Origin of the sequence: Enterobacter sp. 61D5, from assembly GCF_034107965.1 — a bacterium.
In the GTDB taxonomy this organism is placed as follows: Bacteria; Pseudomonadota; Gammaproteobacteria; order Enterobacterales; family Enterobacteriaceae; genus Enterobacter; species Enterobacter cloacae_M.
The window spans coordinates 281060-295726 of sequence record NZ_JAWNFK010000008.1 but is presented as its reverse complement, the minus strand read 5'-3'; the positions used below and the strand labels follow the sequence as shown (position 1 = coordinate 295726).

Sequence of the window (14667 nt, the reverse complement as noted above, 5' to 3'; positions counted from 1 at the left end):
CCTCTTCCCGCGAAGAGGGGATTTTTTTCTTTTGAAGAACAAGAACTCACTACCATGCAGAAGAAATCGATTTATGTAGCCTACACTGGCGGTACCATCGGTATGCAGCGCTCTGAAAACGGCTATATCCCTGTCTCCGGCCACCTTCAGCGTCAGCTTGCGCTGATGCCGGAATTCCACCGTCCGGAAATGCCTGACTTCACCATCCACGAATACGAGCCGCTGATGGACTCCTCCGACATGACGCCGGAAGACTGGCAGCACATCGCGGATGACATTAAAGCCCATTACGACCAGTACGACGGCTTCGTGATCCTGCACGGCACCGACACCATGGCGTTTACCGCCTCGGCGCTCTCCTTCATGCTGGAGAACCTGAGCAAGCCGGTTATCGTCACCGGGTCGCAAATCCCCCTGGCGGAGCTGCGCTCGGACGGGCAGATCAACCTGCTGAACTCCCTGTACGTGGCGGCGAATTATCCGATCAACGAAGTGTCGTTATTCTTTAATAACCGTCTGTATCGCGGCAACCGCACCACCAAAGCCCATGCTGACGGTTTTGACGCCTTCGCCTCCCCTAACCTGCAGCCGCTGCTGGAGGCCGGAATTCATATCCGTCGTCTGGGCACGCCGCCTGCACCGAACACCGCCGGCGAGCTGATCGTGCATCCGATCACTCCGCAGCCGATTGGCGTGGTCACTATCTACCCGGGTATTTCTGCCGACGTGGTGCGTAACTTCCTTCGCCAGCCGGTGAAAGCGCTGATTCTGCGCTCCTATGGCGTAGGTAATGCCCCGCAGAACGGCGAATTCCTGAAAGAGCTCCAGGAAGCCAGCGAACGCGGAATTGTGGTCGTGAACCTGACCCAGTGTATGTCCGGAAAGGTCAACATGGGCGGCTATGCCACCGGCAACGCGCTGGCACATGCGGGAGTCATCAGCGGCTTCGATATGACCGTTGAGGCAACGCTGACTAAACTTCACTATTTACTGAGTCAGGATTTGGATATTCAGTCCATTCGCAGCGCGATGATGCAAAACCTGCGCGGCGAGCTGACCCCGGACGAATAAGGAGTGCTCATGAAGCAACGCGCCCTGCTACTGGTCGATTTGCAAAATGATTTCTGCGCGGGCGGTGCGCTGGCCGTCGCCGAAGGTGACAGCACCGTTGACGTGGCAAACACGCTGATTGACTGGTGCAAATCTCGCGGTGAAGCGGTTGTTGCAAGCCAGGACTGGCACCCGACGAACCATGGCAGCTTTGCCAGCCAGCACAACGTTGAGCCGTTCACCCAGGGTGAACTCGACGGGCTGGCGCAAACCTTCTGGCCGGATCACTGCGTACAGCAGACGGAAGGCGCGGAGCTGCATCCGCTCCTGAACCAGAAAGCCATCGATGCGGTGTTCCATAAAGGTGAAAACCCGGCTATCGACAGCTATAGCGCGTTTTTTGATAACGGGCATCGCCAGAAAACGGCGCTGGACGCGTGGTTACGTCATCACGAAATCACGGAGCTGATCGTGCTGGGTCTGGCGACGGATTACTGCGTGAAGTTTACCGTGCTGGACGCGCTCCAGTTGGGGTATACCGTCAGCGTCATCACCGACGGCTGTCGCGGGGTGAACATTCACCCGCAGGACAGCGCTCAGGCGTTTATGGATATGGCTGCGGAAGGCGCGACGCTGTATACGCTCGAAGACTGGCTGGAAACGCAGGCGTAGTCTTTTACGCCCTCTCCCTGTGGGAGAGGGTATCAACCCGCACCGTTATTGCATTTTCATCGTCGCAATCGGCTTCGGCGTGATGCCGAAGTCTTCTTTCAGCTCACGCTTGCTCTTCATCACCATTTGGCCCTGGGTGTCGATGGTCATGTGCTGCGCGTCGGTGTTATTGCGCGCCTGCCACAGCATCACCAGCTGCAAACTGTTCTCTTTTTGCTCCGGCGTCAGCGCAACGCCATCGGGCCATTTTCCCAGTTCTACGGCGGTCACCAGACGCTGATAAATCTCCGGCGTCATGCCGCTAATCATGTCATCTATATTCACACTCGCGCCCTTTCAAAGGAATAATTTGCTGAATCGTTTTTTCAACCCTTAATCTGGTCACCGTTTTCATCATCGGTGAAGCTCATTGAGGCCGAATTTACGCAGAAACGCTCGCCCGTAGGCTGTGGGCCATCCGGGAAGACGTGCCCAAGGTGCGCATCGCAGTTGCCGCAGCGAATTTCCGTACGCACCATGCCGTGCGACGAGTCGGTCAGGTAGCGGATGGCCTCATCGCTCACCGGCTCGTAAAAACTCGGCCAGCCGCAGCCAGAATCAAATTTCGTTTGTGAATTGAACAGAGGGGCATCACAGACCAGACAGTGGTAGACGCCGTCTCGCTTGTTGTGCAGTAAACGCCCGGTGAACGGCGGTTCCGTTCCGTGATTCTGCGTCACGTAAAACTGCATTTCTGTGAGGTTTTTTTTCAAATCGTCAGGGTTACGTTGGTTCGACATATGCTTACATCTCGCTGTAGAAACAGACATCTTTCAACCCGGATTCTAACAAAACATTAACACCCTTGCGTGCACTTTTGATCTAAACTTATGTGTCGCGAATAAGCGGTCAGGCAATTGTGATCACGTTCACATTTTTATCCTGCGAGGACTTTAAAATCCCGGCTCAGCCCCCATATGGGTGCAAGCTCAAAGGGAAAGTGAGGCGAGTCAGTCGCACAAACGTTAGTCACAGGATTGATTTGTCGCAATGATTGACACGATTCCGCTTGACGCTGCGTAAGGTTTTTGTAATTTTACAGGCAACCTTTTATTCACTAACAAATAGCTGGTGGAATATATGACTATCAAAGTAGGTATCAACGGTTTTGGCCGTATCGGCCGTATTGTTTTCCGTGCTGCTCAGAAACGTTCTGACATCGAAATCGTTGGTATCAACGATCTCCTGGACGCTGAATACATGGCGTACATGCTGAAGTACGACTCAACTCACGGTCGTTTCGACGGCACCGTTGAAGTGAAAGACGGCCACCTGGTTGTTAATGGCAAAACCATCCGCGTTACTGCTGAAAAAGACCCAGCTAACCTGAAATGGAACGAAATCGGTGTTGACGTTGTTGCTGAAGCAACCGGTATCTTCCTGACCGACGAAACTGCACGTAAACACATCACTGCGGGTGCGAAGAAAGTTGTTCTGACTGGTCCTTCCAAAGACAACACCCCAATGTTCGTTCGTGGTGCAAACTTCGAAACTTACGCTGGCCAGGATATCGTGTCTAACGCATCCTGCACCACCAACTGCCTGGCACCGCTGGCTAAAGTTATCAACGACAACTTCGGCATCATCGAAGGTCTGATGACTACCGTTCACGCAACCACCGCTACCCAGAAAACCGTTGATGGCCCGTCTCACAAAGACTGGCGAGGCGGCCGTGGCGCGGCTCAGAACATCATCCCATCCTCTACCGGTGCTGCTAAAGCTGTAGGTAAAGTACTGCCAGAACTGAATGGCAAACTGACTGGTATGGCGTTCCGCGTTCCAACTCCTAACGTATCCGTTGTTGACCTGACCGTTCGTCTGGAAAAAGCTGCTTCTTATGAAGAAATTAAGAAAGCAATCAAAGCTGCTTCCGAAGGCGCAATGAAAGGCGTTCTGGGCTACACCGAAGACGACGTTGTATCTACCGATTTCAACGGCGAAATCTGCACTTCAGTATTCGATGCTAAAGCAGGTATCGCACTGAACGACAACTTCGTTAAACTGGTATCCTGGTACGACAACGAAACCGGCTACTCTAACAAAGTACTGGACCTGATCGCTCACATCTCCAAATAAGTTGAGATGAGTGCTTGATCCAAAAAGGCGACTTCGGTCGCCTTTTTTTATTTATAAGACAGAGGATTGCTTAATGATTAATAAAATTTTTGCACTTCCGGTAGTCGAACAACTTACCCCTGTGCTCTCCCGCCGTCAGATTGACGGTGCCGACGTTATCGTCGTTGACCACCCACGCGTTAAAGCCTCCGTAGCGCTCAACGGCGCCCACCTGCTCTCCTGGAAACCGAAAGGCGAAGCAGAAGGCTTATGGCTGAGCGATGCGACCTCCTTCAAAAAAGGGGCCGCAATCCGCGGTGGCGTACCGATCTGCTGGCCGTGGTTCGGCCCATCCGCACAGCCGGGTTTGCCGTCTCACGGTTTTGCCCGCAACCAGCAGTGGACGCTGAAAGCGCATAACGAAGATGACAACGGCGCAGTATTGACCTTTGAGCTGCAGGCTAATGATGAAACCCGCGCCCTCTGGCCGCACGATTTCACCCTGTATGCCCGCTTCAAGCTGGGTAAAACCTGTGAAATAGAACTGGAAGCTCACGGCGAGTTCGAAACCACCTCTGCCCTGCACACCTATTTCAACGTGGGTGATATCAGCGCAGTGAAGGTGAGCGGCCTGGGCGATACCTATATCGACAAAGTCGATAACGCGAAAGAAGGCAAACTGAGCGACGGCGTTCAGGCATTCCCTGACCGTACCGACCGCGTTTACCTGCACCCGGAAGCGTGCAGCGTGATCCACGACGGCGCCCTGAACCGCGGCATTGAAGTGGTCCATCATCATCACAGCGACGTGGTGGGCTGGAACCCGGGCCCTGCGCTGTCCGTCAGCATGGCCGACATGACGGATGATGGCTACAAAACGTTTGTCTGCGTGGAAACCGCTCGCGTGAGCAACCCGCAGAAAGCGAGTGAAGAAAAACCGTCTCGTTTAGGGCAGACGATTCGCATTGTTAAGCGATAAATTTACTGCACCACGCTAAAGCAAACGGGGCGCAAGCGCCCCGTTTTGATGCAAAGATTGCACTAAATTAATGCACAATCAGAACTTGTAGCTCACGCCCACAGAGAAGATGCCTGCCCAGGACTTATCGACCATCGGGCTATCCTTCACTTCGTTGCTCAGACGCTCATAGCGGCCGGTACCGTACACGCTCCAGTCGCCAAGGAAGTTGTAGCTCGCGGTCAGCTCCAGGTAAGGATCCCAGCCGTCATCTGCACTGTAACTTTTCAGACCACTGCGGCGGGACTCGTTTTTAGAGACGCCGTAATAGTAGTCGTTGTAGTTCTCGCTGTTGTACTGCACACCGATACCCGGCGTCAGGGTAAGCCCGCCGTTGGTGTAGCGGTACAACCACGCCAGATCCCAGATAAAGCCGTTGCTGTTGTCCAGCGTGTCACCCGCCAGGGCCGTACGCAGGAAGCCATACTCGGTGTTATGTACATACGAGAGCCCGGCCATCATGGTGCTTTTACGCTTGTCGAGCTGGCGAAGCGCATGGCTGTCGCTGTCACCCGGCTTGAAGTGCGTTGGATCGTAGTAGGCCATGATGGAGAGCTTATCGGCCTTATCGTTCCAGAGATAGTAACCGCCGCCGAGCCCGCGGAACCAGAAGTTATCGCCTTCATAGGTGATAACGGGAACAGGATAAACATCTCGGTCATACTGTTTGTACGGGCTGTTAATGACGCCAACACCCGCGCCAACCGTCCACTGACTTTCCGCCTGTGCGGTGTTCACTGCGGTCGCGGCAAAGATGCCTAATGCCAGAAGTTTGAGTTTGGTCACAATCCATTCTTTCCTGTAGTCAAATAATCAGCGGATGAAGTGTAACCGCCATTCCCGTACATCCCAAAATTTTTTGCCTGCTAATCAGTCTGATTAACCCGTTATTTTTAACTTTTCAGATGACAACCCGCTTTCATTTATATGACCACTGAATGAAAAACGTGCATTTGTCTTATAACGACAGTGGAAATTTTTGGATGAGTTATTGATATGTCATTGAAAGTAGATTTTCTGGGCATGCAAGTTTTGCAAATGCCATCTACGCTTTAATTTAAGAAGAGTTTTCCTGAACACCCTACGGTTCTTAGCGTCTGACCTGGCACACAGGTTGCTGCTCTGGCAGTGAGGTGCGAGAGATTCTCTTCCGGGAGCCTCCACTACTCATACGAACGGCTCTTATCCTGTGCTAAAAAACGAAAGGACGGCATGCCATGAATATATTCGATCACTATCGCCAGCGCTATGAAGCTGCCAAGGACGAAGAGTTCACACTGCAGGAGTTTCTTACCATCTGTCGGCAAGATCGCAGTGCCTATGCCAATGCGGCAGAACGGCTATTGATGGCTATTGGTGAGCCAAACATGGTTGACACTGCCCTGGAGCCTCGGCTTTCCCGTCTCTTTTCGAATCGGGTGGTCGCCCGATACCCGGCGTTTGAAGAGTTCTATGGTATGGAAGATGCCATCGAACAGATTGTCTCCTATCTGAAGCATGCCGCTCAGGGTCTGGAAGAGAAGAAACAGATCCTCTATTTACTCGGCCCGGTGGGTGGCGGTAAATCCTCGCTGGCTGAACGCCTGAAGTCGCTGATGCAGCGCGTCCCTATCTATGTGCTGAGCGCCAACGGTGAACGCAGCCCGGTGAACGACCATCCGCTGTGCCTGTTCAATCCGCAGGAAGACGCGCAGATTCTGGATAAAGAGTATGGCATCCCGCGTCGCTATCTCGGGACCATCATGTCGCCGTGGGCGGCAAAACGCCTGCACGAGTTTGGTGGCGACATCACCAAATTCCGCGTGGTGAAGGTCTGGCCGTCTATCCTTGAACAGATCGCCATCGCCAAAACAGAACCCGGTGATGAGAACAACCAGGATATCTCGGCTCTGGTAGGTAAAGTCGATATCCGCAAGCTGGAAAACTTCGCGCAAAACGATCCGGATGCCTACGGTTACTCAGGCGCGCTGTGCCGTGCTAACCAGGGGATTATGGAATTCGTCGAGATGTTTAAAGCACCGATTAAGGTGCTGCATCCACTGCTGACGGCTACCCAGGAAGGAAACTATAACGGGACGGAAGGTATCTCCGCCCTGCCGTTTAACGGGATTATTCTCGCCCACTCGAACGAATCTGAATGGGTGACCTTCCGTAATAACAAAAACAATGAGGCCTTCCTTGACCGCGTGTACATCGTCAAGGTGCCTTATTGCCTGCGGATCTCCGAAGAGATCAAAATTTACGAGAAACTGCTTAACCACAGCGAGCTGGTGCACGCCCCCTGCGCGCCCGGCACGCTGGAAACGCTGTCGCGCTTCTCCATCCTTTCGCGTCTGAAAGAGCCTGAAAACTCCAGCATTTATTCAAAAATGCGCGTCTATGACGGTGAAAGCCTGAAAGATACCGACCCGAAAGCGAAGTCGTACCAGGAGTACCGCGACTATGCCGGGGTTGATGAGGGGATGAACGGTCTGTCCACGCGTTTCGCGTTTAAGATCCTCTCCCGCGTCTTTAACTTCGACCATGCGGAAGTGGCGGCCAACCCGGTTCATCTGTTCTACGTGCTGGAGCAGCAAATCGAACGCGAGCAGTTCCCGCAGGAGCAGGCTGAACGCTACCTTGAGTTCCTCAAAGGTTACCTGATCCCGAAATACGCCGAGTTCATTGGCAAAGAGATCCAGACGGCCTACCTGGAATCCTATTCAGAATACGGGCAGAACATTTTCGACCGTTATGTCACCTATGCTGACTTCTGGATCCAGGATCAGGAGTATCGCGACCCGGATACCGGCCAGCTGTTTGACCGTGAATCCCTGAACGCGGAGCTGGAAAAAATCGAGAAGCCTGCCGGGATCAGCAACCCGAAAGACTTCCGTAACGAGATTGTGAACTTCGTCCTGCGCGCCAGAGCGCATAACAACGGGCGCAATCCGAACTGGACCAGCTACGAGAAGCTGCGCACGGTCATTGAGAAAAAAATGTTCTCCAATACCGAAGAGCTGCTGCCGGTGATCTCGTTTAACGCCAAAACCTCAACCGATGAGCAGAAAAAGCACGACGACTTTGTCGACCGTATGATGGAAAAAGGCTACACCCGCAAGCAGGTCCGCCTGCTCTGCGAATGGTATCTGCGCGTGCGTAAATCGTCTTAAAAACAAGTGCCCGGTGGCGGTTAGCGCATACCGGGCCTACAAAATGCAAGTTGGCAAATGCAGTACGGGGGGTATATGACCTGGTTTATTGACCGGCGTCTTAACGGCAAAAACAAGAGCACGGTGAACCGCCAGCGCTTCTTGCGTCGTTATAAAGCGCAAATTAAACAGTCTATCTCCGAGGCCATCAATAAACGCTCGGTGACCGACGTCGACAGCGGCGAATCTGTCTCCATCCCCACCGATGACATCAGCGAACCGATGTTTCATCAGGGGCGAGGCGGCCTGCGCCATCGCGTACACCCAGGTAATGACCACTTCGTTCAGAACGACAGAATTGAGCGTCCTCAGGGCGGCGGCGGTGGTTCAGGAAGCGGTCAGGGACAGGCCAGCCAGGACGGTGAAGGTCAGGACGAATTTGTCTTCCAGATTTCGAAAGACGAATATCTCGACCTGCTGTTTGAAGACCTGGCGTTGCCGAATCTGAAAAAGAATCAGCATCGTCAGCTTAATGAATACAAAACCCATCGCGCGGGCTATACCGCCAACGGCGTGCCCGCCAATATCAGCGTCGTGCGTTCGTTGCAGAATTCACTGGCGCGACGAACGGCCATGACGGCGGGCAAACGGCGCGAACTGCGCGAGCTGGAGAGCAGCCTGAAGGTCGTGGAGAACACGGAACCGGCGCAACTGCTGGAAGAGGAGCGCCTGCGTAAAGAGATTGCGGAACTTAGAGCGAAGATCGAACGGGTACCGTTTATCGACACCTTTGACCTGCGCTACAAGAACTACGAAAAACGCCCTGAGCCCTCCAGCCAGGCGGTGATGTTCTGTCTGATGGACGTGTCCGGCTCGATGGATCAGGCCACCAAGGATATGGCGAAGCGTTTTTATATCCTGCTCTACCTGTTCCTGAGCAGAACCTATAAGAACGTGGAGGTGGTTTATATTCGTCACCATACTCAGGCGAAAGAAGTAGATGAACATGAGTTCTTCTACTCGCAGGAGACCGGCGGGACCATCGTATCAAGCGCACTGAAGCTGATGGATGAAGTGGTCAAAGAGCGTTACGACCCGGCACAGTGGAACATTTATGCCGCGCAGGCGTCCGATGGCGACAACTGGGCCGACGACTCACCGCTGTGTCACGAGATTCTGGCGAAGAAAATTCTGCCGGTGGTGCGTTACTACAGCTATATCGAAATTACCCGTCGCGCGCACCAGACCCTGTGGCGGGAGTATGAACATCTGCAAGCAATGTTCGATAATTTTGCCATGCAGCATATCCGTGACCAGGATGATATTTATCCGGTGTTCAGGGAGCTGTTCCACAAGCAATCTGCTACCAGCAACGCATAATCCAACAGCCAGCGAACACGCTGGCTGTTTTCTTTCGACCTCGTTCATCCCGTGCTAATGTAGAACCCTGCATACAGGATTATCACCGGGAAATCGTTATGACTGACGACTTTATTGGGGCAGGAACCCACCAGCAGCTGATTACCTTACTCACCGAGCAGGGCGCGCGGTTTCGCGTCATGGAGCACGAGGCGGTCGGGAAATGTGAGGCGGTAAGTGAAATTCGCGGGACCGATCTGCGGCAAGGCGCAAAGGCCCTGGTCTGCAAGGTGAAGGGAAACGGCGTAAAAAAACACGTTCTGGCGATCCTCGCCGCCGATCTGCAGGCCGACCTGGGCCAGCTTGCCAGCCATTTTGGCGGGCTGAAGGCCTCCCTCGCCAGCCCGGCTGAGGTCGATACCCTGACCGCCTGCGTTTTCGGCGCGATTCCGCCCTTTAGCTTCCATCCTGATTTGGCGCTGGTTGCCGACCCGCTGCTGTTCGAGCGCTTTGACGAAATCGCCTTTAACGCCGGTTTACTGGAGAAATCCGTGATAATGGATACCCAGGACTACCTGCGCATCGCCCGTCCTGAGCTGGTGACCTTCCACAAAGCGTAACCGATATGGCTGGCGACCCTGTCAGCCTTTTCTTTCCAGGAAAAGCACGGAGGCGACGAGAATAACGGCAATTGCGAAAAACGATGAGGAGATAATCAGCGTTTCAACAAACATGTGATCGTTCATGATCGCGACCCCTTTTGCGATATCTGCCTTCGTTTTAATCCGTGTAAATGACAGGGTTATGACAGCAATATAATATTTTTAAATCTGTCCTCCGCCGCGTTTGCGCGTACTGTAAGCAGGTTAATTATTTTGGCAAGGATTCACTATGTTTGACCCTACTCTGCTCATTCTTCTGGCACTCGCCGCGCTCGGCTTTGTCAGCCATAACACCACCGTCGCCATCTCGATTCTGGTGCTGATTATTGTTCGCGTGACCCCGTTAAATACCTTCTTCCCGTGGATAGAAAAACAAGGCCTCACCATCGGGATCATCATTTTAACCATCGGGGTAATGGCGCCTATCGCCAGCGGCACGCTTCCCGCCTCAACCCTGCTGCACTCGTTTGTAAACTGGAAATCACTGGTGGCGATCGCGGTGGGGATTTTTGTTTCGTGGCTGGGCGGGCGCGGCGTTACGCTGATGAGCAGCCAGCCCTCGCTGGTGGCGGGTCTGCTGGTGGGCACCGTGCTGGGCGTGGCGCTCTTTCGCGGCGTTCCGGTGGGGCCGCTGATTGCGGCGGGCCTGGTCTCTCTGTTTATTGGGAAGTCGTAGTCAGGCTGGCTATATAACGCGCTGGCGTCTGGCCGAGTCCCTTCCTGAACATGGTGATAAACGCGGTGGTAGAGTCATAGCCGAGTGACTGAGCCACCTGCTGTACCGATTTTCCACCGATCAAATGCTGTAAGGCCACTATCAACTGCAGCTGGTGGCGCCAGCGGCGAAAGCTTAAACCGGTCTCTTTCACCACCAGCCGCGCCAGGCTGCGTTCACTCATGGCGAAGTGGCTCGCCCACTGCGCCAGCGTCTGCCATGCGGCAGGCTCTTCCGCCATTTTCTCGCTCATCAGCCGAATTTTAGGATGGGGTGAGACGGGCAGCTGCAGATGCTCCTGACGCTGGAGCGGCAGTTCGTCAAACAGAACGTCCACCAGGCGCGATGTGCCCGCCAGTGAGAGTTGTTCACGCGATTTTTCCGCCAGGGATAAAATCAGCTCGCGCACCAGAGGGGAAATTTTCAGGGTGCAGCAGCGGTCGGGCAAGCTTGCCGCCCCCGGTTCAATGAACAAAAAGCAAAGCTGCGCCCCCGGGGTAGCCCTGTTGCTGTGCGGCATTTGCCCGGGGATCCAGACGGCGTACTGGGGCGGAACCATCAGCATGGCATTTTCCACTTCGCAGGTGATCGCGCCGCCGAGGGCGAGAATCAGCTGCCCCTTACGGTGATGATGTCGGGGAATATACTGTTCCTCCGCCACCACGCGGATGCGAAATGCGACGGCCGCATCGTGCTGGCTATCGGGATCATAGCCGTCCAGTCCCAGACCAATCATCAGTTTGTCCGATTTTAGCGATAAACTGTCATTTTAGCCTGATTTCAACCGCCGGGAAAATCGGTATTGTGTGCGCTCGCTTGAACGTATGAGAACATAATGACTACTGCTATTCGCACCTCAGGAAAACACGGCGCGCTGTTAATTGCAGGCATCCTGATGATTGCCACTACGCTTCGCGTCACCTTTACCGGCGCAGCCCCGCTGCTCGACACTATTCGTCTTGATTATGGCTTAAGCACGGCGCAAACCGGTCTGCTGACCACCCTGCCCCTGTTGGCTTTCGCCCTTGTCTCACCGCTTGCCGCAGGCGTTGCCCGACGTATCGGCATGGAGCGCAGCCTGTTTGTCGCCCTGCTGCTGATTTGCGCCGGAATTGCACTTCGCTCGCTGCCTTCCGCCGCGCTGCTTTTCATCGGAACCGCGGTCATCGGCTGCGGGATTGCGCTCGGTAACGTGCTGTTACCCGGATTAATTAAGCGTGACTTCCCGGGCCAGGTAGCCCGACTCACCGGGGCCTATTCCCTGACGATGGGCGTCTCGGCGGCGTTTGGCTCAGCGATGATTGTTCCCCTGGCACAGGGTAGCGCGGGCTGGCATGGCGCGCTGCTGATGCTGATGGCGTTTCCGCTGGTCGCTCTGCTGCTCTGGCTGCCGCAGTGGCGTCAGAAACACGTTGCGACGGTAACGGGCGCTGGCGCGCTGCATAACCGCGCCATCTGGCGCTCGGCCCTCGCCTGGCAGGTGACGCTCTTTTTGGGGATTAACTCGCTGATTTACTACGTCATCATCGGCTGGCTGCCGGCGATATTGCTCAGCCACGGCTACAGCGAAGCGCAGGCCGGCTCGGTGCACGGGCTGTTGCAGCTGGCCACGGCCGTGCCGGGGCTTGCCGTTCCTCTGGTCCTCCACCGTCTGAAAGACCAGCGGGGGATCGCCGGTGCGGTGGCGTTGATGTGCGCGGTAAGCGCGGCGGGGCTATGGTTTATGCCTGACATGGCGGTGATGTGGACGCTGGTGTTTGGCTTTGGCACAGGGGCAACGATGATCCTCGGCCTGACGTTCATCGGTCTGCGCGCCAGCTCCGCGCACCAAGCTGCGGCGCTGTCCGGCATGGCGCAGTCGATCGGCTATCTGCTCGCCGCCTGCGGCCCTCCGCTGATGGGGAAAATTCACGATAGCGCGGGAGACTGGCAAATCCCGCTTCTGGGCTGCGCCCTGGCCGCCGTGATAATGGCGCTCTGCGGCGTGCTTGCCGGGCGAGACCGCGAAATCGCGCCCCGTTAGAGACTGTGGCAGACCATCGGGTCTGCCTTTTCCTACCCGCGAGCCGTGCGCAGCATCGCCTGCACCAGCACGACCGGACGGCCTTCCAGTGCTGCACGCTCATGCTGGAATAAGGTGATCACGAAGAACGGATGCGTAACCAGCTCTGCGGCGCGAATTTCTCCCTGTTCGTCCCAGCCCGTAACGTGCATATCACCGCTTTCCAGCGCCTGGGAAAACGCCGGCGACACGCCATAGTTACAGTGATAGCCCTCTTCAATTTCCGGCTTGCCGTACGCTTTCGCGATCAGCGTATTTTTGCGCAGCTCAATGGCATCGGTTTTTTCCACCAGCGAACAGGTCAGCGGCGCAATCACCATAGTGCCTTCGGTATCCGTCTCGGCATGTGCCGCATCGGCCCAGCCCAACACATTGCGGGCATACTCAATCAGCGCGTGCTGGAATCCGCCGCAGGTGCCAAGGAATGGAATGCCGTTTTCACGCGCATAGCGCGCGGCGATAAAGGCCGCTTCGGTGTTTTTATAGGGGCTGGCAGGCACCAGCCAGATGGCATCGTAGCCCACCAGATCTTCAGGACTTGTCAGCTCAGTGGTGGCAAGCCAGTCGTAATCGGCGGTGAGGTCAAGGACTGCGGCGGCGTCGTCAATCGCTAGCGGGATCGCCTGATGCGCAATAACGTTGGGATTGTAATCGCCAACCAGCGCAATACGCAGCGTCGTTTTAACCGGGAGGTGTTCCATGAAAGGTTCCTTATGCCAGAGTATTATCAGATAACATAAGGAACCTCAGACTACCGATCTTCTGCAATTATCACAATACCTTAAATTGGGAGGGTAGAATTATGATTCAATGCAAACGCGTATACGAGCAGGCTGGCCCGAACGACGGCTATCGGGTGCTGGTGGACAAACTGTGGCCGCGCGGGGTTAAAAAGACGGACCTCGCGTATGATGAATGGTGTAAAGCGCTCACGCCCTCGAATGAATTACGCAAGGCCTTTCATAGCGAAACCATTGATTTCGCCGCCTTCAGTAAGGCCTATCGGGAAGAGCTGGCGCAGCATGCTGACGAGGGAATGCGTCTGGCGACGCTGGCGAACAGGCAGACCGTGACCCTGCTCTTTGCTGCCAAAGACACGAAGCAAAATCACGCCCTGGTATTAGCCGACTGGCTACGCCATCTCTGATCAGCCGATCGCCAGCTCATCGAGAATTTGCGGCGCTTCATCGGGAGTGAGCGGCATCAGATGTTCGGCGCGGACAAACGCAAAGCCATGCTGATTGTCAAAGGCGTAAACATCACCTGTCACCAGCCAAAGCGCGCGATCTGAGGTAGCGGGTAATTGCGTCATCACGCCGTTGACCGGGTTAACGAAACGCAGGCCAGGCTGGCACAGGCCAAACAGCTCAACAGATTTACCAATATTGCGACGGCCTGACGCCGTGCGGGCACCGATGATCATCGCCATGCTGCCCGGTTTAAGCTGAAACATACTTCTCTCACGGTAACGGTAGCCAGGAACTAGCTAAGAATTATCCTAAAGAGAAGTGTATCGCAGGCGCTATACGTCTGTCACCTGGCGGGTTGCGGACGATCGCGACGATAGAGCGTCCATTCATCAATCACTTCGCCGCCCGGTAGTTTGCACTCCGTGCGTACGCCCTGCGGGCTTTGAACCGGGATCTGTTCCCCGCCTTTCTCCAGGCAGTACACGGAGGCCGGGTTCGCCATACCGATAGCGTGCGGCGGTTTCGGGGCATCGGGTGGAGTTGTTTTTGCGGTGCAGGCCACCAGGGGAAGCGCCAGCGCCAGAAGCAGAAATCTCATCTCATTGATCCTTGTGACATCATGACAGTCTAAGGGTAACGGGTCATCGCCCCTTTCTCCATGATTTCTCCATTTTAACTGCACTTTTCAACACTATAGTGTGGCATGTTCTCGAT

At 55.0% G+C, this 14667-nt stretch carries 18 protein-coding genes; 10 read left to right on the top strand and 8 right to left on the bottom strand.

The window, feature by feature from the left end:
• Nucleotides 1–54 precede the first annotated feature (54 nt).
• Both ansA and pncA read left to right on the top strand, forming a co-directional pair.
• Nucleotides 55–1071, top strand: coding sequence for an asparaginase (gene ansA, locus UTM25_RS10410; RefSeq protein WP_008500705.1), 1017 nt, complete (start codon nucleotides 55–57; stop codon nucleotides 1069–1071).
• 9 nt (nucleotides 1072–1080) lie between these two features.
• Nucleotides 1081–1722, top strand: coding sequence for a bifunctional nicotinamidase/pyrazinamidase (gene pncA, locus UTM25_RS10405; protein ID WP_194401091.1), 642 nt, complete (start codon nucleotides 1081–1083; stop codon nucleotides 1720–1722).
• A gap of 45 nt (nucleotides 1723–1767) precedes the next feature.
• On the opposite strand, the gene UTM25_RS10400 is transcribed toward pncA, so the two are convergent.
• Together UTM25_RS10400 and msrB are read right to left on the bottom strand one after the other, a co-directional pair.
• A complete protein-coding gene (locus tag UTM25_RS10400; protein ID WP_196239757.1) occupies nucleotides 1768–2031 on the bottom strand; it encodes a YeaC family protein in 264 nt (87 codons plus the stop codon).
• 56 nt (nucleotides 2032–2087) lie between these two features.
• Nucleotides 2088–2501, bottom strand: a complete 414-nt coding sequence (msrB, locus tag UTM25_RS10395) for a peptide-methionine (R)-S-oxide reductase MsrB (RefSeq protein WP_008500710.1) — start codon at nucleotides 2499–2501, stop codon at nucleotides 2088–2090.
• Between the two features lie 340 nt (nucleotides 2502–2841).
• On the opposite strand from msrB, the gene gapA reads away from it, so the two are divergent.
• Together gapA and UTM25_RS10385 are read left to right on the top strand one after the other, a co-directional pair.
• Nucleotides 2842–3837 (top strand): glyceraldehyde-3-phosphate dehydrogenase, encoded by a 996-nt coding sequence (gene gapA / locus UTM25_RS10390; protein WP_023311257.1) that lies wholly within the window; start codon nucleotides 2842–2844, stop codon nucleotides 3835–3837.
• Between the two features lie 73 nt (nucleotides 3838–3910).
• On the top strand, nucleotides 3911–4795 hold the full coding sequence (locus tag UTM25_RS10385) for a D-hexose-6-phosphate mutarotase (protein ID WP_194401092.1): 885 nt from the start codon (nucleotides 3911–3913) through the stop codon (nucleotides 4793–4795).
• 78 nt (nucleotides 4796–4873) lie between these two features.
• Here the strand turns inward: UTM25_RS10385 and UTM25_RS10380 are convergent, their stop codons facing one another.
• Nucleotides 4874–5620: a MipA/OmpV family protein gene (locus UTM25_RS10380; RefSeq protein WP_194401093.1), complete on the bottom strand. Its 747-nt coding sequence runs from the start codon at nucleotides 5618–5620 to the stop codon at nucleotides 4874–4876.
• A 431-nt stretch (nucleotides 5621–6051) separates the two neighbouring features.
• On the opposite strand from UTM25_RS10380, the gene yeaG reads away from it, so the two are divergent.
• From yeaG to UTM25_RS10365, 3 genes are all read left to right on the top strand, one after another.
• Entirely contained in the window at nucleotides 6052–7986 is a 1935-nt protein-coding gene (yeaG, locus tag UTM25_RS10375; protein WP_008500713.1) for a protein kinase YeaG, read from the top strand.
• A 75-nt stretch (nucleotides 7987–8061) separates the two neighbouring features.
• Nucleotides 8062–9345 (top strand): YeaH/YhbH family protein, encoded by a 1284-nt coding sequence (locus UTM25_RS10370; RefSeq protein ID WP_032651499.1) that lies wholly within the window; start codon nucleotides 8062–8064, stop codon nucleotides 9343–9345.
• Between the two features lie 98 nt (nucleotides 9346–9443).
• On the top strand, nucleotides 9444–9944 hold the full coding sequence (locus UTM25_RS10365) for a YbaK/prolyl-tRNA synthetase associated domain-containing protein (protein ID WP_194401094.1): 501 nt from the start codon (nucleotides 9444–9446) through the stop codon (nucleotides 9942–9944).
• A gap of 21 nt (nucleotides 9945–9965) precedes the next feature.
• Here UTM25_RS10365 and yoaI read toward each other — a convergent pair whose 3' ends face one another.
• Nucleotides 9966–10070: a small membrane protein YoaI gene (gene yoaI, locus UTM25_RS10360; protein WP_010430055.1), complete on the bottom strand. Its 105-nt coding sequence runs from the start codon at nucleotides 10068–10070 to the stop codon at nucleotides 9966–9968.
• A gap of 145 nt (nucleotides 10071–10215) precedes the next feature.
• Between yoaI and UTM25_RS10355 the strand changes: the two genes are divergently transcribed.
• Nucleotides 10216–10662: a DUF441 domain-containing protein gene (locus tag UTM25_RS10355; protein WP_024908579.1), complete on the top strand. Its 447-nt coding sequence runs from the start codon at nucleotides 10216–10218 to the stop codon at nucleotides 10660–10662.
• Here the strand turns inward: UTM25_RS10355 and UTM25_RS10350 are convergent.
• Nucleotides 10646–11437, bottom strand: coding sequence for an AraC family transcriptional regulator (locus UTM25_RS10350; RefSeq protein WP_275944757.1), 792 nt, complete (start codon nucleotides 11435–11437; stop codon nucleotides 10646–10648). The genes UTM25_RS10355 and UTM25_RS10350 overlap by 17 nt on opposite strands.
• 99 nt (nucleotides 11438–11536) lie before the next feature.
• On the opposite strand from UTM25_RS10350, the gene UTM25_RS10345 reads away from it, so the two are divergent.
• Entirely contained in the window at nucleotides 11537–12724 is a 1188-nt protein-coding gene (locus UTM25_RS10345) for a CynX/NimT family MFS transporter (RefSeq protein ID WP_126794564.1), read from the top strand.
• 32 nt (nucleotides 12725–12756) lie between these two features.
• Here UTM25_RS10345 and UTM25_RS10340 read toward each other — a convergent pair whose 3' ends face one another.
• Entirely contained in the window at nucleotides 12757–13464 is a 708-nt protein-coding gene (locus UTM25_RS10340; protein ID WP_320714726.1) for a CTP synthase, read from the bottom strand.
• A 101-nt stretch (nucleotides 13465–13565) separates the two neighbouring features.
• On the opposite strand from UTM25_RS10340, the gene UTM25_RS10335 reads away from it, so the two are divergent.
• The gene (locus tag UTM25_RS10335; protein ID WP_194401096.1) at nucleotides 13566–13910 is read left to right on the top strand and encodes a DUF488 domain-containing protein; all 345 of its coding nucleotides are present in this window, start codon (nucleotides 13566–13568) and stop codon (nucleotides 13908–13910) included.
• On the opposite strand, the gene UTM25_RS10330 is transcribed toward UTM25_RS10335, so the two are convergent.
• Nucleotides 13911–14216: a hypothetical protein gene (locus tag UTM25_RS10330; protein ID WP_194401097.1), complete on the bottom strand. Its 306-nt coding sequence runs from the start codon at nucleotides 14214–14216 to the stop codon at nucleotides 13911–13913.
• Between the two features lie 80 nt (nucleotides 14217–14296).
• Nucleotides 14297–14551 carry a DUF333 domain-containing protein gene (locus UTM25_RS10325; RefSeq protein WP_063440332.1) on the bottom strand — a complete coding sequence of 85 codons (255 nt, stop codon included), beginning with the start codon at nucleotides 14549–14551 and terminating at the stop codon, nucleotides 14297–14299.
• Nucleotides 14552–14667 lie beyond the last annotated feature (116 nt).

What these genes read in the sequence shown, in the direction of transcription:
- ansA (WP_008500705.1), top strand. Translation starts at nt 55, where the DNA reads ATGCAGAAGAAATCGATTTATGTAGCCTACACTGGCGGTACCATCGGT.
- pncA (WP_194401091.1), top strand. Translation starts at nt 1,081, where the DNA reads ATGAAGCAACGCGCCCTGCTACTGGTCGATTTGCAAAATGATTTCTGC.
- UTM25_RS10400 (WP_196239757.1), bottom strand. Translation starts at nt 2,031, where the DNA reads ATGATTAGCGGCATGACGCCGGAGATTTATCAGCGTCTGGTGACCGCC.
- msrB (WP_008500710.1), bottom strand. Translation starts at nt 2,501, where the DNA reads ATGTCGAACCAACGTAACCCTGACGATTTGAAAAAAAACCTCACAGAA.
- gapA (WP_023311257.1), top strand. Translation starts at nt 2,842, where the DNA reads ATGACTATCAAAGTAGGTATCAACGGTTTTGGCCGTATCGGCCGTATT.
- UTM25_RS10385 (WP_194401092.1), top strand. Translation starts at nt 3,911, where the DNA reads ATGATTAATAAAATTTTTGCACTTCCGGTAGTCGAACAACTTACCCCT.
- yeaG (WP_008500713.1), top strand. Translation starts at nt 6,052, where the DNA reads ATGAATATATTCGATCACTATCGCCAGCGCTATGAAGCTGCCAAGGAC.
- UTM25_RS10370 (WP_032651499.1), top strand. Translation starts at nt 8,062, where the DNA reads ATGACCTGGTTTATTGACCGGCGTCTTAACGGCAAAAACAAGAGCACG.
- UTM25_RS10365 (WP_194401094.1), top strand. Translation starts at nt 9,444, where the DNA reads ATGACTGACGACTTTATTGGGGCAGGAACCCACCAGCAGCTGATTACC.
- yoaI (WP_010430055.1), bottom strand. Translation starts at nt 10,070, where the DNA reads ATGAACGATCACATGTTTGTTGAAACGCTGATTATCTCCTCATCGTTT.
- UTM25_RS10355 (WP_024908579.1), top strand. Translation starts at nt 10,216, where the DNA reads ATGTTTGACCCTACTCTGCTCATTCTTCTGGCACTCGCCGCGCTCGGC.
- UTM25_RS10350 (WP_275944757.1), bottom strand. Translation starts at nt 11,437, where the DNA reads ATGATTGGTCTGGGACTGGACGGCTATGATCCCGATAGCCAGCACGAT.
- UTM25_RS10345 (WP_126794564.1), top strand. Translation starts at nt 11,537, where the DNA reads ATGACTACTGCTATTCGCACCTCAGGAAAACACGGCGCGCTGTTAATT.
- UTM25_RS10340 (WP_320714726.1), bottom strand. Translation starts at nt 13,464, where the DNA reads ATGGAACACCTCCCGGTTAAAACGACGCTGCGTATTGCGCTGGTTGGC.
- UTM25_RS10335 (WP_194401096.1), top strand. Translation starts at nt 13,566, where the DNA reads ATGATTCAATGCAAACGCGTATACGAGCAGGCTGGCCCGAACGACGGC.
- UTM25_RS10330 (WP_194401097.1), bottom strand. Translation starts at nt 14,216, where the DNA reads ATGTTTCAGCTTAAACCGGGCAGCATGGCGATGATCATCGGTGCCCGC.
- UTM25_RS10325 (WP_063440332.1), bottom strand. Translation starts at nt 14,551, where the DNA reads ATGAGATTTCTGCTTCTGGCGCTGGCGCTTCCCCTGGTGGCCTGCACC.